The sequence below is a fragment of the Pseudoalteromonas sp. P1-8 genome, assembly GCF_001399985.1.
In the GTDB taxonomy this organism is placed as follows: Bacteria; Pseudomonadota; Gammaproteobacteria; order Enterobacterales; family Alteromonadaceae; genus Pseudoalteromonas.
In genome coordinates this window covers 50,080-71,068 of the sequence record NZ_LJSO01000011.1, presented here as the reverse complement: position 1 = coordinate 71,068, position 20,989 = coordinate 50,080, and the positions used below count along the sequence as shown (strand labels likewise).

Below are 20,989 nucleotides of genomic sequence, written 5' to 3'. Positions count from 1 at the left end.
TACTTTTATTAAAGTACCTTTTTCTTTTTTAAGACAATAATGATTAAGTTTGTAGCAGCTACAGAGCAAGACAAAGCCTATTTACTCGACTTAAGATTAAATACAATGGTTGAGCACTTAGAAAATCAGGGATTATTTTTATCACTTGAGCAGCATCAAGCACGAGTGGCTGAGCACTTTGAGCACAGTCATTTAGTGTTAAATGATGGGCAATGTGTTGGCGCTGCCAAGTTCATTGTGAGTGACCAAGCAATCAGTTTATTACAGCTACAAATTGCACCTAAAGAGCAGGGCAAAGGGTTAGGCACTAAGGTATTAGATGCACTCAAAGCGCAAACAGCAGAGATAAATTTAACGGTGCTAAAAGCGAATCCAGCGTATGGATTATATCAACGGGCAGGGTTTAAAACTCTAGGCGAAGACGACTATGAGTTTCATATGCAGTGGCAGAAATAAAAAAGGGCGCTGTTAAAAAAACTAAGCGCCCAATTTTGACTATTTCTTTTCTTCGTCAGGTAAGGTGACGTTTAGCTCAAGTACTGCTAAGTCATCTTCGTTTTGGTCAAACTGCACCTGAACTGCATCAGTGTTTACATTCACATATTTACGAATAACATCAAGGATGTCTTGTTTTAGCTGTGGTAGGTAATCTGGTGTACCACGCTGTGAACGTTCGTGCGCGACAATGATCTGCAATCGCTCTTTTGCTAATGACGCACTGCTTTTCTTTTCTGAGCGGAAGTAGTCAAGTAAAGACACATTAACCTCCAAAAATCCGTTTAAATAAGCCTTTTTTCTCTACGTCTAAGAAACGAAAATCAACAGTTTCGCCTAATAAACGATTGATTGCATCTGTGTATGCTTGGCCTGCATCCGATTCACCATCAAGGATAACCGGTTGACCAGAGTTCGATGCACTAAGTACAGCTTGTGATTCAGGAATAACGCCCAGTAGTTTAATCGCTAAGATTTCTTGTACGTCTTCTACCGAAAGCATTTCGCCTTTTTCAACACGCTCAGGATTATAGCGAGTTAGTAGTAGATGTTCTTTTACGCTTTCAAGGCCTTCTTCAGCACGTTTTGATTTGCTGTGTAAAATGCCAAGAATACGGTCAGAGTCACGTACTGATGATACTTCTGGGTTCGTTGTTACAATCGCTTCATCAGCGAAGTACATTGCCATCATTGCACCAGCTTCGATACCCGCTGGAGAATCACACACAATGTAATCAAAATCTTTTTTCAGCTCGTTTAGTACGCGCTCAACACCGTCACGGGTTAGGGCGTCTTTATCACGGGTTTGTGAGGCAGGTAAAATATGTAGCTTATCAACGCGCTTATCTTTAATAAGTGCTTGATTTAAGTTAGCTTCGCCATTGATTACGTTTACAAAATCATAAACAACACGGCGTTCACAACCCATGATAAGGTCAAGATTTCGTAGACCAATATCAAAGTCGATAATAACGGTTTTAAAGCCTTTTAGCGCTAAACCTGTGCCAATCGCAGCACTCGATGTGGTTTTACCAACACCACCTTTACCAGAAGTAACGACAATCACTTTTGCCATGAGATTTATCCTTTAACCAAAGCTGAAATTTCTAATGAATCATTTTTTTGTTGGATTTGTACTGCGCTGCCCCAGTGTTCACCTTGTAGAGAGTCGCTGATCCAATAACTACCATTAATCGAAACAAGTTCTGCTTCTAATTTTTGGCAAAATATATTTGCTTCGTTGTAACCTTTAGCCCCTGCAATTGCACGGCCGCGAAGGGTGCCATAAATGTGCACGTTGCCATCGCTAATCACTTCGGCGCCATGACTTACAGCACCGATTACGATTAGGTCGCGGTCTTTTGCATACACTTGCTGGCCCGAACGTACAGTGCCATGAATAACTTGCGCAGGCAGGTGAACGGTTTTTTCAACGATAGATGTATTTGTTTGTTGTTTAGCGGTTGCACCCTTAACGTCTTGTGAATAATTTAACACCGACAGGCCCGCAGCTTTTGCGCTTTCGTTTTGCTCTTGAGAGCCATTACAAACCCCAACAGGGTTTAACGAAAGGCCGCTTAACATTGATTTTAAGAAAGAGAAATCAAGCGCTTCATCTTGTACGTCGCTTAAGTTGATTACGATAGGCGCACCGGCAAAAAACTTAGGTGCTTGGGCGATTTTCTCATCTAACTGCTTACTTAAAAGGGCTGTATCTGCTGAAAATAAATGTAAAACAGATAACGTAAAAAGGTTCCCTTTTAATTCAAAAATTTGTTCCGACATACACGCTCAATTGAATTGTCTGGATTAGCATCATTTAAGTATAAACACAGGCTGAACAAGGCATATACAGTAAAAATCTAATCTATTTTTTCTAACTTATTATATCACTCATGTTATAGTGTGCGCCTTCGTTAAGCAAGATATTATAGGGCCATAATGCTAACTGCGGTGTATAAAAGTATTAAAAAAGCGGATACATACCTTTTTGTAGAAAAAAGAGATGATTTCTCACGCGTACCTGAACCATTACTAGAAACGTTTGGTCAACCTAAGTACGTGATGATGATTAATCTAGCGAGCCGCGAAAAGTTAGGTGTGGCAGACTTAGACGCGGTTAAGCAAGCGTTAATTGACCAAGGGTTCTACTTGCAATTACCTCCGCCGGAAGAAAATCTGTTAACCCAATTTAAAAAAGACAAGGGAGTTGAGAGTGATTAAAAAACTTGCCGTCATTTTACTCAGTGCTTCACTAAGTACTTCAGTATTGGCAGAACAAAAGACACAAGCTGATTTTGACGTTTACGTTGCAGCATTAAAAAAAGAAGCACTTGAAAAAGGCTATGATGAAGCCTTAGTTGATCAAGCACTTGCAACAGCTAAATTTAAAAAGAAAGTGATCTCAGCTGATAAAAATCAGCCAGAAGTAAAAGAAACCCTCGAAACCTATTTACCTAAACGTGTGCCGCAATGGAAAATTGACCGCGCGCGTAAGTTATACAAAGAAAACCAAGACGTTCTTGAAAAAGTAGCCAAAGAATACGGCGTACAAGCACGTTTTATTGTTGCACTTTGGGGCCTTGAAAGTAACTTTGGTAAAATCCAAGGTGGTCACAGTGTAATTGCATCATTAGTTACACTTGCTTTTGATGGTCGCCGCGAAACCATGTATAAAAACCAACTTTGGGCTGCGCTTGATATTTTAAAAGAGGGTCACATTACCCTAGATAAGTTCAAAGGCTCATGGGCAGGTGCAATGGGGCAAACGCAGTTTATGCCAACCTCATTTAACGCTTACGCTGTTGATTACAACGGTGATGGCCGCAAAGACATTTGGACCACAGAAGAAGACGCATTTGCTTCAATTGCTAATTATTTAAAGCAAGCAGGTTGGAACGATGATTTAACCTGGGGCCGCCAAGTTAAACTACCTGAAGGCTTTGATAACTCAAATATTCTTAAGCGCGGTACTAAAACGCGCAGCCAATGGTTAGAGTATTGGAAAGATTCAGAGCGCAGCCTTGCTGATTGGCAAGCAATCGGTGTTCGTAAAATGGATGGCAGTGACCTACCAAACGTTGATGTTACCGCCGCAATGGTAATGCCAGATGACGTAAACGGTCGTATGTATCTAGCCTACGATAACTACAAAGCACTTATGCACTGGAATCGCTCGTATTACTTTGCAACCAGTGTAGGTTACTTATCAGATCGCATCGGTTACCCAGCGATTAAGTAATCGAGTAATAAAAGTTAGCAAGGTCCAAGGGTAAAGCAATAAGTTTTACCCGAGCAACTTGCTAACTTATTCGGCGTTAAAACGCCTCCTACGCCGAGAAATTGTATTGATGTAGGTCGTTATTTATGGCGACACAATCTTGAACATTTTTTGTAGGAACGGCTTCAGCCGTGAATCTCAAATACTCGGCGTTGAAAAGCCTCCTACAAACTCGCAAACTTTCCCCTCGATACAATTTTTAAACCTTTACTTTGAGTGCTTGTTGCAGTGCACCAGCGTCTTTACAGCCGAGGTATATGTTTTTTCCGTCAGTTAAAGTTATTTTAACGGCTTGTCCAACTGACGCATTGTATAACCAGCCATCAGTTAGCATACGAATGCCAATCCCTTGATACCACTTTGTTTTGTAAGCTGAGGTTTCTGCAATCTGAGATAATTCAACCTGTTTGCTAATGATCCCAAACCCAAAATACCAACGAAGTTTTTGCTCATCGATTACTATTGTCAGTGAAAAAAACAACACAACAATAAGCAGGTTTATCGATATTATAATCAGTTTGAGGTTAGCCAGTTCAGGAGAGAAAATTATAAAGGCACTAATCACTAATAAAATAATAATTAACGTGTAATTAATTTCCGTTTGTTTATATATAGCCTAATATCCTTGTATGTCAGAACGTAAATAGACGCTTAATTATTAGTATAGCAAATGGAAACAAAGTTACGGTTATCTCCTACAAACGCCTAAAGCACGACCTACAAGAGAGCGCGCGAAACAAGTTTCATGGCTACGGTGGAGTCCTGTAGGAACGGCTTCAGCCGTGAATCTTTAGATGTTCGGCGTTAAACGCCTCCTACAAACTTTACTCTCGTAACTTGCTAACTTTCCCCTTGTAACTCGCTAACTTTACTCTCGCCCCTAGTAACTCGCTAACTTATTCCCCTCAATCGCGCTAAAGCACGACCTACAGGACAACGCGCGAAACAAGTTTCACGCCTACGATAGAAAACATTAGGCGCTAGGATTTAGGCTATGGGACGCGATATGAAATCGCTGCTACATGTTCGGCGTTAAAACGCCAGATTTCCTTTTCCTGTGATTACACTTTTACAAACAACGTCATAAATCTCATCATAAAACATTATTTGAAAATGCTTACACCCAGCGATTTCGTCTTGATTGAATGATAGTAGCCAATTCGAATTAAGCACTTCAAATATGGCTGCCACACACTTTGTATTCGCTAGAATACAGTCATGAACATCATCCGTTGCCATTGAATATGCTTTTACGTTATCTAATCTTATATGCTTAAGGTTAGCTAATGAATATTCATCATCAGGATTGAAGTACTCAAAGCCTAAAAGGTCTTTACCATTTCTTTGCCAAATAACCTTTTGTAGTTCAGGTCCTCTGCCATCATGATAAAAGTGTTTTTCTAAAATTGGTTTGGCAGTCATAGTGACCTTTTAAAAGCTAAAATAATTTAAGTTTGTATAGTATTAAGAGCCCAACACCCGTACTCAATAAATGCAGTCTATAGTTTAAAATCGAAAAGGTATTACTCGACACTATTTTTAAATAAGAGTCTTCTTTGTTAGCAACCCCGACAGGTAAAAAGTCATATAAGAATAGAAGTATGCCTGCCAAAATTAATACAATACTGATTATCAAAAGAAGCTTATTCACATGATTATCCTTATTTTTAGCTACTTGTTCGGCGTTGAAACGCCTCCTACAAACTTTCCCCTAGCAACTCGTTAACTTATTCCCCTTTCCCCGGCTTTTTCAAAATCTTATCTTTAAAATCAAGCACCTTGCCAATGCCAGAGCCTAGTTTCATTAGGCTTTGAAGTTGTTCAGGGCTTAAGCGTTGTAGCTCTGCAGACCATTTGGTTACGGTTTCGAGTAGGTCATGAATTTCTTGCATTTGTTGCTGAGCAAAGCGCTCATCATCATTGTGGGCTTCTTCTAAAATGTTATCGCGAAGAAGGCTAAGGGTTGGGTCAATTTCACGTTTTTTACGCTCTTCGAATACGCGGTTGGCCATATCCCAAATGCTGCCAGCAGGGCCGTAGTATTCTTTACGGTCACCCGGAATATGGTGCACTTTAATTAAGCGCCAAGACTGTAGCTCTTTAATGCCCATACTTACGTTTCCGCGCGAGATACTTAAGGTATCGGCAATTTCATTGGCGGTCATTGGTTCTTTCGTAATGGTTAATAATCCACACATTTGACCAATGGTGCGGTTAAAGCCCCAACGGCTACCCATTTCACCGCAGTGCATAACAAAAGCTAAGTTTTTTTCAGATAGGCTCATAATTTTTAGTATTCAAAAATTTCAGAAATTAAATGCTAGCACGCTCGGGGTATAACTAAAAGAAATAGCCACTATGCAATCTGCTACTACTAAAGTGTAGATACGCCATTATTTAAATTTAAGTTATTGAATTTAAATAATAGTTTAATTAAATGCCGCAGTGGTTAGCTATTTGATGTGGATCAATAATAGTGACAGTTAATGAGTTTATCGTATAGGGTGAATCGCAATTAATACCATGGAGGAAGGTTATGAAAGCTGCAGTAAATAAAGAGTACAAAGGTAAATTAACTATCGAAGATATCCCATGCCCAGAGGTGGGAATTAACGATGTGCTAGTTAAAATTGCCGCGTGTGGAGTGTGCCACACAGATTTACATGCTTGTCATGGAGATTGGCCTGTCAAACCTAAAATGCCATTAGTACCGGGCCATGAAGGGGTAGGTACTATCGAAAAAGTAGGCGCAAACATTAAACACTTATCAGTAGGCGACCGTGTCGGTGTTCCTTGGTTATATAGCGCCTGTGGTCATTGTGAGTTTTGTTTAGAAGGTAAAGAAACCTTATGCCTTGAGCAGCACAACACAGGGTATTCAGTTGATGGTGGTTACGCTGAGTACTGTGTAGCCCATGGCGATTACGTAGTGAAAATTCCTGAAGGATTAGGCTTTGCAGAAGCCGCACCTTTGTTTTGTGCTGGGGTTACAACCTATAAAGCGCTTAAAGTGACTGATGCAAAAGCGGGTGATTGGGTGGCAATTGTCGGTGTAGGCGGCCTTGGCCATTTAGCGGTACAATACGCAAAAGCAATGGGTTTTAATGTGATTGCCGTTGATACCGGCGAGAGCAAGTTGGCACTAGCCAAAGAGCTTGGTGCAGACATCACCATAGATTTTATGAAGCAAGTGCCTTCAGAAACCATTTTTGAACAAGTGGGCGGCGCACATGGTGTTGTGTGTACTGCCGTTTCAAAACCCGGTTTTGAGCAAGCATATAAAAGCGTACGCCGTGGCGGTAAATGTGTGCTTGTAGGTTTACCACCTGAAGATATGCCATTGCCAATTTTCGATACCGTGTTAAATGGTGTGTCTGTTGTTGGCTCAATCGTTGGTACGCGTAAAGACTTACAAGAATGCCTAGATTTTGCTGCTAAAGGTAAAGTTAAAGCCATTATTGAAGAAAAACGCCTCGAAGATATCAATGATATTTTTGACGACATGCTAAAAGGTGATATCACAGGACGAATTGTAATGACGCTTTAAGCTGAGTCAGTTAACGCTGTCAGGTTTGGTTGAGTGGCTCAATTGAATCTGACAGTTTTTCTTATGCTAAAAAGCCGTGACTGTAACTAGTTATTGCCCCAAAATGAGTTAGCGTAACTGCTCTAGAGCTCTGTATCAAAAGGAGATTGAAAATTTTCTTTTGATACAGTCTTTATATTCAAAATTTACAACTTTCCCCTATATTCAAGAAAATGAGCAATTTGCGCATTCTTGTCATAAGACCACTTTACCAATTTAAATTATTTTGTTAACTAGCAAAAGGTTAGCTAATTTGATAAAAACGTAGTAATCAGAAAAGTGAGCAGTTGTGTGGTAGAAATATGCGCGATTTGCGCACTATTAAATTGTTAGGGCTATTGAACATCGATGGTGCATGAGTTAAGGAATATATGAAAGCGATGATGTTGCTATCTCCAACACTTGGGATAGCTAGATTTTTCAAAACAAAATACGATAGAACCAAAGTAATTAAATCGTTGAATTCAATTTACCTAGGTATTGCGATTGTAAGCTTTATTGGTTTGCTCATTTATCAAGAGTACACCACGCCAATTGGCAAACTTGAACTGAATAACGAGTTGAGTTATTCGCTCATATTCCTTTGGTCTTATTTTTTACTGTCTCGGTGTAATGAGATTTTCTGGGCGTTTCTAAAAGATGCTTTCGATAAAATGGATAAGGATAAAGAATCTGATAGTAATTTATCTCCAAGCGACAGAATAAAGTTATCCCTTAAAAGCTATCTGGAGTTAATTGTAAATTTTGCAGTGCTCTTTTTGTTACTTCCTCAGACAGAGAAAGTATGGAATTCGGGAAACGCCCCAAGCAATATAGCTGAGGCACTGTACTTCAGTGGCGTGACAATCACAACTCTTGGATATGGGGATATTAGCCCAAGTCATTGGTGGCCTCAATTTTTAACGGTTTATGAAGTGTTTTGCGGCTTTATATTATTAATAGTGTGCTTTGCAATTTACGCAGGCAGATTGGATAAATAGCCCTAACAAGCGAATCAACGAAAGGACTAAAAAAGCTTGGCTTAGTTCGTTCCTCACTAATTATAGCCAAGCTCTTTTAGCTTGTTATTCGGGCGTTAGGTGAAAGGAAGATTCAGTGGATAATCAAATAGCATTTGCACTAAATGATGGAGCATTTTGGCTTTCGATATTTTTCGGGGTTCTTGGAATTATTGTAATTGCAGGCGTCATTTGGTTTGGAAAACAAATCTATACCGCTACATTGTGGGATGCGTTAAGAGTTAAAGAAAGCAGACTTATAGATATGCTGTTGGGAAACTCCCAGCATAACAGTGCAAACGAACTTAAAGCACTAGTTGACTCATATGCAGATCATCGTGATAAAAGAAATGAATTTTGGTCTATCTATGGGCAAACAGTTTTAGCTGTTTTTATCGTTATTACTCTGGCTATTTTGATGATTACTAAAACAATTAGCGCAGAAGCTGGATTACCAATACTTTCAGCTGTTTCAGGCTTTGCAATTGCTAAAGGCACTAGTTCAGGTAAAGGTTCAACCAATAACATTTCACCAGATGATAATGAGCAAAGACGCTAATTTCACCTAACAAGCCATTAAAGCGGGACTGCTAAAGCTTGGCTCGATTCCGCTTCGCTTAACATTTTAGCCAAGCATTTATCAGCCCCTTAATGGGGCGTTATATCTCTAAAGGGAATTCATGAGCAAAGTTAAGATTAAGCTAGTTTCTATTGGTCATTTACCTTTGGAGTTTGATCCAAAGAAACTCAAAAATTTTTCTTCTTCATTATTTGAAGTAGTTGGGAACGTTGATAATCACGAGTTGCGGTGCAATTCTGATGGCATTGATTGGGAGTTTTCTGATGACTTAGTTATAAAACAAATGCCTCATCTAAATAACGCAGACTTTATGATTGCAATTGTAAATGTCCCACTGGAAGGCAATTGGTATTCTCGAAGACTAGGCAATAATCAAGTTGTTTTCACATTTTACGAAATTAAAGACGTCTTAAACTTTTCTAATATTCCTTTGGAAAACGTTATATACCGACTGCTAACTGCTTATACCTTTGCTTACAAAAGAAACAGTAACAAAATTCCAGAATTTCATGAAATGACCGATTTTACTCACGACGAAACGCGTGGCTGTATTTTCGATATGAACGGCATTAAATCCGATTTAGTCGCTTCATGCCATAATCCTATTATCTGTGGTGAATGCAAAGAAAAACTTAGGCGAGATCGTGTGTCAAACGATGACATAGAGTCAGCGGAAAAAGATATTAAAAAGATCCGAAAAGACCTTTATTTTCGCATCTTGGAAAAGGTAAAGCGTCACCCAATTTGGGCTCTATTTCTTTCAAGTTTATTTGCGTTCTTGCTAGGAGTTGCTGGCTCAATTACTGGTTCTTTTGTATTCGAATATTTAAAAAGTGACGAAAGTCAGCAACGAGATATAACAAGTGGTTCAATAGGACAGCCTGCTGCTACGGTTGAAAAAACACCTTCGCAACAGTCTGCCAATTAACCAAGCGTTACTGACTAAATACTCTAACTTGCTTTTGTCCAAAAACAAGTTACTAATCAAAATCTCGCACTAAAAAAACAAAAAAGCGCGACCCAACTAAGCCGCGCTTTTTGCTATCAATTCACAATTAAAGTGTGTAGCTAAAAGTTAATTTAGCATTACGCTCTTCACCTGGCATACCGCCTAAGAACATTGCTTTTGAGTAATAGGTTTTGTTAAACAAGTTATTTAGGTTTAACTGTAGTTTCCAATCATCTGTTTGGTATTGAATTGCGGCGTCGTAAACCGTGTAACTCGGTACGTAGCCATCAGGAATACCAAACGAGGTTGAGTTTGTGCTGCGGTCATCAACATATTGTACGCCTGCGCTAATTGTCAGTGACTCGGCTAAATCAAACCATTTAGCGTCATAGCTTAACCAGCTGCTTGCTGTTACATAAGGCACACCTTTTTGGCGAGTATCGAAAGATGATGAGTTAGGGTTTTTCTTATCGCGGGCGTCTTGATAAACCGCGTTTACGTTAAGTTTCCACTGCTCATTTAAATCGGCATTTAAATCAAGTTCAACACCTTTGGTTTGCTCTTCACCATCGTAAAAGCTTTTTGGTACTGAGGCATCAGATACACCGGCTTCGTAATCTGGGTTGGCATACTCAAGGTTTGTACGAGCACTATCAAATACCACAAGTGATGCTAGTAGTTGATCATCAAAGGCTTTTACACGCATACCAATGTCGTTACTGACTGACTCGGCGTCATCGCGGTCTGCTTCGTTACCCGACACACTACCAAGTACGCTGTAGGCTGTGCGACCTTTGGAGTGGTTTACAAAGAACGAAATATCATCGCTAAGTTTGTATGTTGCACCTAGGTTGTAGGTCATACCGCTGTCTGATGTATCTGCTTCTGGCGTTGGCTCGGCGGCACTAGCGCGGTAGCGCGCATCAACGCCAAAGTGTTCGTAGCTTTGTTTAATACGATTAAAGGCAACACCTACTCGGGTTGTGAAAGTGTCGTGAATATAGGCAACATGTTGAATACCTACACCCCAAGCTTGAACTTTTTTGTTGTAATCGCTGGTTTTTAGCGGGTCGTAATCAAAAAAGCTGCCTTCGCCCCAGTTCGGCTTACGAATATCAAAAATGTAAGGTAATTGACCTTGGTAAATAACCTCTCCATCTTTGTTTTTAATAACCTTGTCGGCATCGTAAATTGAGTATTGTTTAAAACGAATATCGCGGTCTTCGTAGTTGGCGTTTACCAGTAGTTCGTTATCGATTCCGGCAAAGCTAAAGTCATAACGCAAGTCAGCAAAGTATTGCCATGATTTTTCGTCAGCTTCTACTTGGCGGTACTCTTGGCGACGAGCAGCAAATGGGTAAAGTACGTCATCAACCACTAAAGGAGCGCGCGGATCAGCATTGATCACGCCTCTGCGGTTCCAATAAACATAGTTATAAGCACCCGTTTGGCGGGCAAAGCTTGATTCGTAATTACGGTATTGTAGTTGCTGATTTAAAAATAAATTATCAGTAATAAAATAGTTATGGGTTAACTTAAAGCGCAGCTCTTCGCCTTCGTTATCATTCGCCATTGGCGAGATAATACCGTTATGACCAAAGGTATAAGGTGTTAAACCATCATTTGCTGCCAGTGAATCTGCTAATTGCTGACGTTGCTGATCGGTTAGTTGCAGGCCTTTTGCCGTTGCATCGTTAATTAAATCGGCAGCGGTTACTTCACCTGCGGTTTTACCATTCACTGAGTCGCTGTTAAAAATACGAATAGGGTGGCCAATTGAATCAACGGCAATGGCATCTTTGATATAAGCGGCCGAAATCATGATGTCTTGTTTGTCGCTTAATACGTATTTTAACGCACCATAAATTTCATCACGGTCGTCTTTTAAGTCGCGGTAACCATCGCTGCGAGCGGTTTTTGCGTTAACGCGATAAGCAAGGTTGTCGGTTAATGCTGCTGTGCTATCAAAGCCTAATGAGTAGCTATCCCATTGACCAAGCTCGGCATTAACAGTGTGTTTTTCAGTAAATTGTGGTTTCTTTTCAATAAGGTTGATAACACCACCTGCGCTACCCATACCATATAAGCCTGTAGCAGGGCCTTTAAGTACTTCTACAGATTCAACATTGGTCATTGAGCGTGTTGGGTTAAAGGTGTTACCTAGGCCTGCACCGCCGTACATGCCATCGTAAGTATAGTTTGCACCTAAACCGCGGATCACTAAGTTATCGCCAATACCGTAGTTATTACCGGCTTGGGTTACACCACTGATGTTGCGTACTAAGTCTTGTAAGTTTGTTGCGCCTTGCGAGTTGATAAGCTCTTGATCAACAACTACAACCGGGGCTGGCGTTTCCATTAGGGTCATATTTGATTTAGTGGCAAGGCCAGATTCAAGTACTACACGGTTTTGTTTGTCGTAAACGGTAATACGTTCAACTGAATCTAAATCGTTGGCGGTTGCATTGAATGCGCTTAAGCAGGCTAGGGCTAAAATTGAGTATTTATGTGTCGTCATTATAGGTAATTTGTCGAGATTTTTCGGCAATGATAATGCGAGCCATTTTCATTTCAAGTTTTATTTATCTATTTTGGGTAATTTCTTTATTTAGATACAAGTTGCTAACAACTGATTTATGATTGGTAATTTTGTTTACGATATAGATACAAAGAAGGGTTGCTGACTTCACTCATGCAAAGCCAGCATAATAGCTTATTTAAAAACTTTACCGTCTTTCATAACAAATTGTACATCTTCTAGTACTGCAATGTTTTCAAGCGGGTTGCCTTTAACGGCGATAATATCGGCTAAGAAACCGCTTTTGATTTGGCCAAGTTGATCATCAGCTTTAAGTAGTTTGGCACTATTGATGGTGGCAGACTGCAATGCTTGCAGCGGTGTCATACCAAACTCAACCATACGCGAAAACTGCTTCGCGTTATCGCCATGAGGGTAAATCGCTGCATCAGTACCAAACACCATGTTTACGCCTGCTTTTACTGCACGGCTAAAGCTATCGCGTTGCTTTTTAGATACTTGGCGTTCTTTATTTAGGTTTTCTTCTGCAACCCCGTTTTGTTCGCCAAAGGCAAGGGTGTACTCAGTATTGTAAATATCCATTGAGAACCAAGTACCGTGTTTTTTCGCAAGTTTAATGGCTTCGTCATCGACAAAACTAACGTGCTCAACACTGTCTACACCAGCAACAATGGCTGCTTTAATACCACTGGTACCGTGCGCATGGGCTGCAACGGTGAGGCCACGTAAATGAGCCTCGTCAACGATGGCGTTCATTTCGTCTTGGCTATATTGTTGAATACCGACTTTTGTGCCTTTTGAAAATACCCCGCCTGTAGCGCAAAACTTAATGGCATTAGCACCGTACTTAATGTTTTCACGTACTTTAGCGCGCACAGCCCATGGGCCATCAGCAACGCCTTCGGCGGTGTATTTCATTTCTGGTGGTAAACGGTTGTTATCGCAGTGACCGCCAGTAACACCTAAAGACGGGCCAGCCGCCCAAATACGTGGGCCAACAATATCGCCTGCGTTAATGCCATCTCGTACTGCAATCACGCTGTAGCCTTCTGCGCCTAAGTTACGCAGCGTTGTAAAACCTGCATACAGTGTTTTTTCGGCAAAATGCGCCGCTTTAATTGCTTTGCGCGGAATCGATTGACCAATTCGCTCACTGCGCGGCACGGTAGGGTCGCTCGTTAAATGCACATGCATATCCATTAAACCTGGCACCAGAGTCAATTCTGGTAATTGAATATGCTTATCGCCACCTTTTAAGCTAGGCTGTTTATTGCTTTGTACAGCTGTAATTTGACCATTATCTATACTAACAAGTGGCGATTTAATCAGTTTACCTGAATTTACATCTACCATGGATTTTGCCGATAAGTAGGTGGTTGCGTAGGTATTTAAAGAGGTTAGGCAGGCTAGGCCTAAGCTAATAGCAAGAGCTGTCTTTTTCATTTTTATTCAAAATTGGTAAGTCGAGCCGCCACTCTAGCAATCAGCTTACAAAGTGTAAATAAACTGCGATAAGTTGCAGCGATACTTGCTAAATAGGGAACTAAACCCTCATAATTTACGCGTACTTAATATAAGGGCAGGGAAAGAATGAAAAACGTAAAACTAGCACTACTTAGTTCAGCGGTGATGTTTGCATTACTTGGTTGTAATGAATCAACGCCAAGCAACGAAAAACCAACTCAAGAAGTAAGCAAACAAGCACCAAGCGCAACGTCAGCCACAGAGCAACTTGATACATTACTAGCAGACTACTTTGAAGTAGGCTTAAAGTTTAATCCAATTGGTGGTACTTACATTGGCCGTAGCGAATATAACGACCAATTTATTGCACCTATTAGTAAAGCAAACCGCGATGAGCAGCTTAACTTTGTTAAAGAATACAAAAACAAACTAGCAAATATCGACAAGGCGCAATTAACAGGTCAATCATTATTGAGCTACGAAATTCTAGCCCGCGATTTAGACCTTGCGATTGAAGGCGCTCAGTTTCCAAGTTACTTAATGCCAATTAACCAAATGGGCGGGGCGCACAATACCTTTGCTGCGTTAGGTTCTGGGCAAAGTGCACAGCCTTTTAACACGGTTGAAGATTATCAAGCATTTGAAAAACGTGCTGATGGTTTCATCGCGTGGTTAGACAGTGTTGAGCAATCAATGCGCCAAGGCATGAAAGACAAAGTGGTTCTTCCTAAGCCGCTTGCTGAAAAATTATTACCGCAATTTCAAACTCATATCGTAGAAAAACCAGAAGAGTCATTATTCTGGGGGCCAATTGCTCAGTTACCTGAGTCTTTCAGCGACAAGCAAAAAGCACAGCTAACAAGCGCGTACACGGCGATGATCAGCGAGCGTTTAGTGCCTGCGTATCAAAAAATGGCTGACTTTTTAGCGAATGAATACATTCCAAATGCCCGTGAAAGCATTGGTTACAGCGACCTGCCAAATGGTAAAGCATGGTATGAGTATCAAATTAAACAGCATACTACGCTGAGCCTAAACGCCGATGAAATTCATGACATTGGCTTAAGCGAAGTATCGCGCATCTTATCTGAGATGAAAAAAGTCAAAGAGACAGTCGGTTTTGAAGGCGATTTAAAAGCGTTTTTTGAACACCTAAGAACCTCAGATGAGTTTTACTACGATACGCCTGAAGAGCTAATTGCTGCGTACGAAGCAGTAAAAGAAAAGATTGATGCTAAGCTGCCGCAAATGTTCGATATTGCGCCAAAAGCGCCATACGTTGTAAAAGCAGTTGAAGATTTCCGCGCTGAATCTGCTGCGGGTGCATCTTACCAGACGCCAGCGCCAGATGGCTCACGCCCAGGTATTTTCTATATCAATACCTTTAATCTAAAAGCGCAGCCTAAGTTTTTACTTGAAACCTTATCTATTCACGAAGCCGCGCCGGGTCATCACTTTCAAATTGCCTTGCAGCAAGAAATTGAAGGATTACCGCTGTTCCGTAAATTCGGTGGCTACACGGTATTTGCAGAAGGTTGGGCATTGTATGCAGAAAGCTTAGGTAAAGAGCTTGGCTTATTTACCGACCCTTACATGTGGTACGGCCGTTTATCAGATGAGCAATTACGTGCAATGCGCTTAGTGCTTGATACTGGTTTCCACGCAAAAGGCTGGACACGTCAACAAGGTATTGATTACATGTTGGCTAACTCATCAATGGCCGAAAGCGACATTATTGCTGAAGTTGAGCGTTACATTGCATGGCCGGGCCAAGCGCTGTCGTACAAGTTAGGTCAGTTCAAAATTCAAGAACTACGTGACTTCGCGAGCAAAGAGCTAGGCGATAAGTTCGACATTAAAGCTTTCCATACGCAAGTTCTGATTGATGGCGCATTACCTATGCCAATTCTTGAAGAGAAAATTAAGCGTTGGGTTAACGAGCAAAAATAGCACCTTTGCGCGCATGCTGGCTTTACGCTAGAATGCGCGCTGTTTAGGGGCTTTGAGTAATACCATGTTAGAAGATCAATTTTGGCTTAAGCGCTCGCTTGAGCAAATGTCACAACCCGAATGGGAAGCCATTTGTGACGGCTGTGGTAAATGTTGTTTAAACACATTTATCGACAGTGAAGACGAAGATGAATTTACCGCAACGGATCAACTTCGCGAGGGTGAAGAACTGATCTTCACTAATATTGTTTGCCAATACCTAGACAACGACACCTGTGGGTGCAGCGAATATGCGAACCGCCAAACCTTGGTGCCTTCATGTGTAAAGCTCACTAAAGAAAACCTCAAAGATATCTTTTTTATGCCGCAAAGCTGTAGCTACCGCCGCCTTTACGAAGGCCGTGGCCTTGCGTCTTGGCACCCGCTACTGAACGGTGGCAGTAAAGATATGATGCATGAGTTAGGTATTTCTGTGCGTGACAAAACAGTGAAAGACTGTGATGTAGACCTTGATGACTTTGATCTGTACGTGGCCGAATGGCCAACCAGAGACATTGATTAATGAGCACACTTAAAGCAAGCATTGGCTTATTAAACCCAAAAAGCCCAACGAATGTGGGTGGGGTATTACGTGCCGCGGGTTGTTACAATGCTAAGCAGGTGTTTTTTACTGGTAGCCGCTATTTACGCGCTAATAAGTATCACACCGATACCAAAAATGTACTTGAGCATATTCCGCTAACGCAAGTCGAAAGCCTAGAGCAAGCAAAGCCTGAGGGTGCCACAACGGTGGTGATTGAGCTTGTTGAAGGTGCAACGCCGCTGCCTGAATTTAAGCACCCTGAAAACGCATTTTATGTATTTGGCCCTGAAGATGGTTCGGTCAGTAAAGACGTGCTGAAATGGTGTGATGAAGTAGTGTATGTGCCAACTATAGGCTGTATGAACCTAGCCGCAACCTGCAATGTGGTGCTATACGACCGACTTGCCAAACTCGGTGGTATTGAGAGTTCAAACGACACCATTTGTAATAGCCGTGACACCAACAACTCACTAAAATGGCAACAAAAAAAGAGCGCTAAATAGCGCTCTTTTTAGATTCAAATTCAAAAGCTACTTTTTAGTAATTTGTACGTTACTTTCAAGGCCAATGCCGTTGTCAGTAATGTCTGTGGCAAAATAAACACCGACAGGTTGCTCGCGTAGGGAATCAAGCTCAGCCATTTCTTCATCACTTAATTGACCCGTTGATGCAATCGTATCAAGTAAAGGTAATAAGATTTTTTGAACGTCGAATGCCATGTTCACAAAACCATTTTTAGTGACACTTTGCGACTCTAAAGTCTCGGCAATCTGCGCTGACTTATCACCCGTAAAAATCACAATATGATTGCCTTTAAGGGCCATTTTAATATCAAAGTTAAGTGGCACAGGCGATGGAATGTATTCATTGATCAACACTGCATCACCATTGGCTGGTAGTTTTATGTTAGCAAGCGGCGGTACAAAACCTTGCGCAATTGAATACAAGCCATGGGCATCGGTCGCCGATAGAGTAACAATGGCATCAAGCTTATCAATTTGTGGGCCGTTGTAGTCATCAATGGTCAATGCAGCATCTTGAACGCTTACACTCATGCCTTGTACGCCATTTGCAAAACCCGACACCATAGCAAGGCCAGCAGTGCTCACTTCTTGCATTTCATTTTGTAGTGCGACAATTGGGCCACAGTTAAACTCAGCTGATTTAATTGCACCCGTTAATGTGTTGGCTAGCGGCAGGACTTTTGCTACATCAATACCATAAGCAACACTCATCATTTGCCCGTCAAGCCCAGTGGTATGTTTTGGTACAAAGCCACGTACGGCTTGAAGAGTATTAAGTAAGTCTTGATCTGTGCTTTGCAGTACTGCTTTTACGTCAAAGTCAGCGTAGTCGGCTGTAATACGTGTTTTTGTTGTGCCTGATACAGTCGCAGGCCATTTAGCGGCAATGGCAGCAATATCATCTTGGCACTCAGGAGTTGAAATCATTGCTAACGCATTTGCTTGCTGGGCTTTATCAAGTAGCTCTTTGAGCATCTGGTGTAAGCGAGAGTCTTCTTTGCCTGTTACAGCATTGGCGATACGTTGGTGATCAACAAAGCCAACCGAGTTACCATCAAGCGAGAAAGTTTTAATAAGCTCAGGTAGCTTTTTAGTTTCAGCTAGTGATTGAGCCGGTTTTTCTACGCCAAGGGCAATACGTAAATCTTGTTCATTAGAAAGCGCAGTGGTTAGCGTGATGGTAGCCCAATTGTTGTGAGTTGATGCAATTAGGTTGAAGTTATCTAAGCCTTCAAGCTCAATCGCAAAGCGCGTGTAACTTACGCCTTCAAGGCTTTCAGTTGTATAAGCAATACCGGCTTCATCAGCTGATTGTTTAATGCTATTGATAATGCTGCTTTGATCTGCGACCTGAAAGCGCACAATCGGCATTAAACCTTGCGCATACATCATGCCTTTGTAGTCATCACCAAAACCCCAAACCGATTTAAAGGCATCGTAAGAGCTCAGTGATTGCTGGTATTTTTCCATCAGTGATGCAAGGAATAGGGCATTCTTATCATCAACAGTTTTAAGCTCAGCAATGATGGGCGTTAAATCGCTAGTACCTTTCATTGCATCTGGCATAAGCGCAAAATACTTGCTATACGGAAAGGGTTTAAGTTGACCATAAAAAACCGCCGTATCGGCAGGTACGTATGCAAGCTCTGGTAAATCTACATCAACACTGGCTTTATTTTGTGAGTACAACAACGCACCTGCAACAATGGCAATCGCGCCCCCAGCAAGAAGCTTATTATTCATAGGATGAATTCCTTTTTCTTTAATTAGTTAAAAAACATACCATGAAATTTAAGCACTCTCCACTAGAGTGCTTAATAGATTTGTAAGCAATTATGAGCTGTTATAAAAGATCTTCGGCGCTAGGTAATGATGCAAATGCACCATAACGGCTTACAGCAAAAGCGCCGGCCTTCGCTGCGTAAGCAATGGTTTGTTCGATATTATCTGGAGTTTGACAAAACGCTTTAAAGCTTTGTTTGTTTTCACAGTGCTGACCAATCTTTGAGAGCATGCCGCCAATGAACGCATCGCCTGCGGCTGTGGTATCAACCACTTTTGTAGCTGGTGGGCTAACTTGGCCTTTAAAGTCTGCGTGGTAAAAGCTGATTGCTTCGCCGCCATTAGTAACTAGCAAACAGGTTACACCCGCCTTTAAAATGGCATCAATAGTATGCTCAAGTGGCATTTCTTGATGGCTTTTTTGATTTAAAAACTCAAGCTCTTCAAATGACAGTTTCACGATATCTGAAAGTGATATAACGTGCCACATTCTATCAAGCGTATGGCGCATACTTGGCCAAAGGTTTTCGCGCAGATTCATATCAAAGCTACAAATTGCACCGGCTTTTTTCGCCTGAGTTAAACCATAAATTGTGGTTTGATAGATGTTGTGCTCAGTTAAACTGTTGCTGCATACATGCATGATGGCGTGATTTGCAAACATTGCATGGTCAAAGTCGTCCACTCGATACAGTAAATCTGCGGCTGGTGGGCGATAAAAGCTAAATGAGCGTTCGCCACTGTCATCAAGTGATACAAACGCCAATGCTGTTTTAGCCGCATCGGTGAATGTACAGTACTGGGTGTTTACTGCATGCTGGTCAAGCTCTTGTTTAATAAAGTGACCGAACATATCATCGCCTAACATACCGCAAAAACTGGTGTTTAGGCCTAGTTTTGCTGCTGCAACAGCCACATTAGCTGGTGCGCCACCTGCGTATTTGGTAAATGATTCTGGTTGTTTACCATCAGATAAAAAGTCGATTAATGCTTCGCCAAAACACACTAAACTCATTATGCATTCCTCAAGGTTAAGGTTCTTAATACTTCGTAGCAGGCACCCATAGTATGGTAGTCGGTTTTGCCTGCTGGCGATTTTTCGTCACTGTATGGTTGGTTTTGTGCTGATAAAATGCGATACCACGCACCATATTGGTGATCTACCATATGTTGCCAACTGTACTGCCAAATTTTTTCGTACCACTGCCAATAGCTTTCGTCATTTGTGGCATCAGCGAGTAGGGCTGCTGCGGCTAATGATTCGGCCTGCACCCAAAAGTATTTATCGCTATCACAAATTTGTTTATTTGGTGCAAAGCCATAGAAAATGCCCCCATGTTGCTGATCCCACGCGATGCTCAGGGTTTCATCAAACAGGCTTTTAGCGCGCGTTACCAGCCAAGGTTCATCAATATGGCGGTTTAAAATAAGTAATAGTTTTGCCCACTCAGTTTGATGACCTGGTTGAAATCCCCAAGGTCTAAATAAATGCTGCGGGTCATCTTTGTTGTAATCTAAATCGATTTGCCAATTTTTAGAGTAGTGCTCCCACACCAACTGCTGGCTGTGGGCTGCCAGTTTTACGGTAAAAGTTTCGGCAAGTTGTTTAGCGCGTTTTAAATAACGGGTCTCGTTAGTTGCTTCAAAACACATGAGTAAGGCTTCGCATAAATGCATATTGGCATTTTGGCCGCGATAGTCATCTGCACAGCTAAAATCGGCATTTTGCTCATCTAAATAGGCATTATGCTGTGGTTCAAAGTAGTGCTGCTCTAATAAATCCCATACCTGTGAAATAGTTTTTTTGCAGTCGTTCACCCCTGCTTTTAAAGCAACCGCGTTTGCAAGCATAACAAAGGCAAGCCCATAGCAATGGTTGGTGTCGTCTAACACTGTTACTGTGCCGTTATCATCTTGCTCAATAAGCCAAGCATAACCACCAGATGCTTGTTTATGCGCATGTTCAAGGTGGGCTAAACCATGTTTAGTGAGGCTTAAATATTCTGGATCTTTAAACTCGATATACGCCATCGCGTAATTAAAAACAAAGCGGGTGCTCGACACTAAATGCCGAGTGTGTTTTTCGTAAACCGCGCCATTATTTTTAAAGAATTGATAAAAGCCCGCTAAGCCATGGGCTGAATGATCAACACAATGGGGGTGATAAAAAGCAAGAGTATCTTGGATATGCTGCTTAAGAAAATCAGGGCTTTTAAAGTTAACTGTGGCCATGCGTTATTAATAAATCTGTGTTCATCT

Annotated in this window: 21 protein-coding genes; 10 read left to right on the top strand and 11 right to left on the bottom strand. The window is 41.4% G+C overall.

Features of this window, described 5'->3' with window-relative positions; genetic code table 11:
- The first annotated feature begins 39 nt into the window (after positions 1-39).
- Positions 40-456: a GNAT family N-acetyltransferase gene (locus tag AN213_RS15095; RefSeq protein WP_054563857.1), complete on the top strand. Its 417-nt coding sequence runs from the start codon at positions 40-42 to the stop codon at positions 454-456.
- A gap of 39 nt (positions 457-495) precedes the next feature.
- On the opposite strand, the gene minE is transcribed toward AN213_RS15095, so the two are convergent.
- From minE to minC, 3 genes are read right to left on the bottom strand one after another with little or no spacing between them, the layout of a single operon-like run.
- Complete coding sequence (gene minE / locus AN213_RS15090) at positions 496-759, bottom strand: cell division topological specificity factor MinE (RefSeq protein WP_054552047.1); 264 nt, start codon at positions 757-759, stop codon at positions 496-498.
- Position 760: 1 nt separating this feature from the next.
- Complete coding sequence (gene minD / locus AN213_RS15085; RefSeq protein WP_054552048.1) at positions 761-1,570, bottom strand: septum site-determining protein MinD; 810 nt, start codon at positions 1,568-1,570, stop codon at positions 761-763.
- Between the two features lie 5 nt (positions 1,571-1,575).
- Positions 1,576-2,280: a septum site-determining protein MinC gene (gene minC / locus AN213_RS15080; protein WP_054552049.1), complete on the bottom strand. Its 705-nt coding sequence runs from the start codon at positions 2,278-2,280 to the stop codon at positions 1,576-1,578.
- 156 nt (positions 2,281-2,436) lie between these two features.
- Between minC and AN213_RS15075 the strand changes: the two genes are divergently transcribed.
- Together AN213_RS15075 and AN213_RS15070 are read left to right on the top strand one after the other, a co-directional pair.
- Positions 2,437-2,718 carry a YcgL domain-containing protein gene (locus AN213_RS15075; protein WP_054552050.1) on the top strand — a complete coding sequence of 94 codons (282 nt, stop codon included), beginning with the start codon at positions 2,437-2,439 and terminating at the stop codon, positions 2,716-2,718.
- Complete coding sequence (locus tag AN213_RS15070) at positions 2,711-3,736, top strand: lytic transglycosylase domain-containing protein (protein WP_054563856.1); 1,026 nt, start codon at positions 2,711-2,713, stop codon at positions 3,734-3,736. The genes AN213_RS15075 and AN213_RS15070 overlap by 8 nt, the downstream gene beginning before the upstream one ends.
- A 238-nt stretch (positions 3,737-3,974) precedes the next feature.
- On the opposite strand, the gene AN213_RS15065 is transcribed toward AN213_RS15070, so the two are convergent.
- The 3 genes from AN213_RS15065 to AN213_RS15055 form a co-directional block, all read right to left on the bottom strand.
- Positions 3,975-4,340, bottom strand: a complete 366-nt coding sequence (locus AN213_RS15065) for a hypothetical protein (protein ID WP_201779633.1) — start codon at positions 4,338-4,340, stop codon at positions 3,975-3,977.
- Positions 4,341-4,807: 467 nt separating this feature from the next.
- Positions 4,808-5,197: a hypothetical protein gene (locus AN213_RS15060; RefSeq protein WP_054563855.1), complete on the bottom strand. Its 390-nt coding sequence runs from the start codon at positions 5,195-5,197 to the stop codon at positions 4,808-4,810.
- Positions 5,198-5,502: 305 nt separating this feature from the next.
- On the bottom strand, positions 5,503-6,060 hold the full coding sequence (locus AN213_RS15055; protein WP_054552053.1) for a GbsR/MarR family transcriptional regulator: 558 nt from the start codon (positions 6,058-6,060) through the stop codon (positions 5,503-5,505).
- A gap of 251 nt (positions 6,061-6,311) precedes the next feature.
- On the opposite strand from AN213_RS15055, the gene adhP reads away from it, so the two are divergent.
- The 4 genes from adhP (at position 6,312) to AN213_RS15035 (ending at position 9,867) form a co-directional block, all read left to right on the top strand.
- Entirely contained in the window at positions 6,312-7,322 is a 1,011-nt protein-coding gene (gene adhP, locus AN213_RS15050; RefSeq protein WP_054563854.1) for an alcohol dehydrogenase AdhP, read from the top strand.
- Between the two features lie 410 nt (positions 7,323-7,732).
- Positions 7,733-8,341 (top strand): potassium channel family protein, encoded by a 609-nt coding sequence (locus tag AN213_RS15045; protein WP_054563789.1) that lies wholly within the window; start codon positions 7,733-7,735, stop codon positions 8,339-8,341.
- Positions 8,342-8,456: 115 nt separating this feature from the next.
- On the top strand, positions 8,457-8,918 hold the full coding sequence (locus tag AN213_RS15040) for a hypothetical protein (RefSeq protein ID WP_054563790.1): 462 nt from the start codon (positions 8,457-8,459) through the stop codon (positions 8,916-8,918).
- A 121-nt stretch (positions 8,919-9,039) separates the two neighbouring features.
- Positions 9,040-9,867 (top strand): hypothetical protein, encoded by an 828-nt coding sequence (locus AN213_RS15035; protein WP_200907877.1) that lies wholly within the window; start codon positions 9,040-9,042, stop codon positions 9,865-9,867.
- A 127-nt stretch (positions 9,868-9,994) separates the two neighbouring features.
- On the opposite strand, the gene AN213_RS15030 is transcribed toward AN213_RS15035, so the two are convergent.
- The gene (locus AN213_RS15030) at positions 9,995-12,406 is read right to left on the bottom strand and encodes a TonB-dependent siderophore receptor (RefSeq protein ID WP_054563791.1); all 2,412 of its coding nucleotides are present in this window, start codon (positions 12,404-12,406) and stop codon (positions 9,995-9,997) included.
- Between the two features lie 195 nt (positions 12,407-12,601).
- A complete protein-coding gene (locus tag AN213_RS15025) occupies positions 12,602-13,870 on the bottom strand; it encodes an amidohydrolase family protein (protein ID WP_054563792.1) in 1,269 nt (422 codons plus the stop codon).
- A gap of 147 nt (positions 13,871-14,017) precedes the next feature.
- Between AN213_RS15025 and AN213_RS15020 the strand changes: the two genes are divergently transcribed.
- The 3 genes from AN213_RS15020 (at position 14,018) to AN213_RS15010 (ending at position 16,927) form a co-directional block, all read left to right on the top strand.
- Positions 14,018-15,841, top strand: coding sequence for a DUF885 family protein (locus AN213_RS15020; RefSeq protein ID WP_055199001.1), 1,824 nt, complete (start codon positions 14,018-14,020; stop codon positions 15,839-15,841).
- 64 nt (positions 15,842-15,905) lie between these two features.
- Complete coding sequence (locus tag AN213_RS15015; protein ID WP_054552059.1) at positions 15,906-16,403, top strand: YcgN family cysteine cluster protein; 498 nt, start codon at positions 15,906-15,908, stop codon at positions 16,401-16,403.
- Positions 16,403-16,927: an RNA methyltransferase gene (locus tag AN213_RS15010; protein WP_054563794.1), complete on the top strand. Its 525-nt coding sequence runs from the start codon at positions 16,403-16,405 to the stop codon at positions 16,925-16,927. The genes AN213_RS15015 and AN213_RS15010 overlap by 1 nt, the downstream gene beginning before the upstream one ends.
- A gap of 27 nt (positions 16,928-16,954) precedes the next feature.
- On the opposite strand, the gene AN213_RS15005 is transcribed toward AN213_RS15010, so the two are convergent.
- The 3 genes from AN213_RS15005 to AN213_RS14995 form a co-directional block, all read right to left on the bottom strand.
- On the bottom strand, positions 16,955-18,691 hold the full coding sequence (locus AN213_RS15005; protein ID WP_054563795.1) for a hypothetical protein: 1,737 nt from the start codon (positions 18,689-18,691) through the stop codon (positions 16,955-16,957).
- Positions 18,692-18,791: 100 nt separating this feature from the next.
- Positions 18,792-19,745, bottom strand: coding sequence for a carbohydrate kinase (locus tag AN213_RS15000; protein WP_054563796.1), 954 nt, complete (start codon positions 19,743-19,745; stop codon positions 18,792-18,794).
- Positions 19,745-20,962, bottom strand: coding sequence for an AGE family epimerase/isomerase (locus AN213_RS14995; RefSeq protein WP_055021631.1), 1,218 nt, complete (start codon positions 20,960-20,962; stop codon positions 19,745-19,747). The genes AN213_RS15000 and AN213_RS14995 overlap by 1 nt, the downstream gene beginning before the upstream one ends.
- Positions 20,963-20,989: the final 27 nt, after the last annotated feature.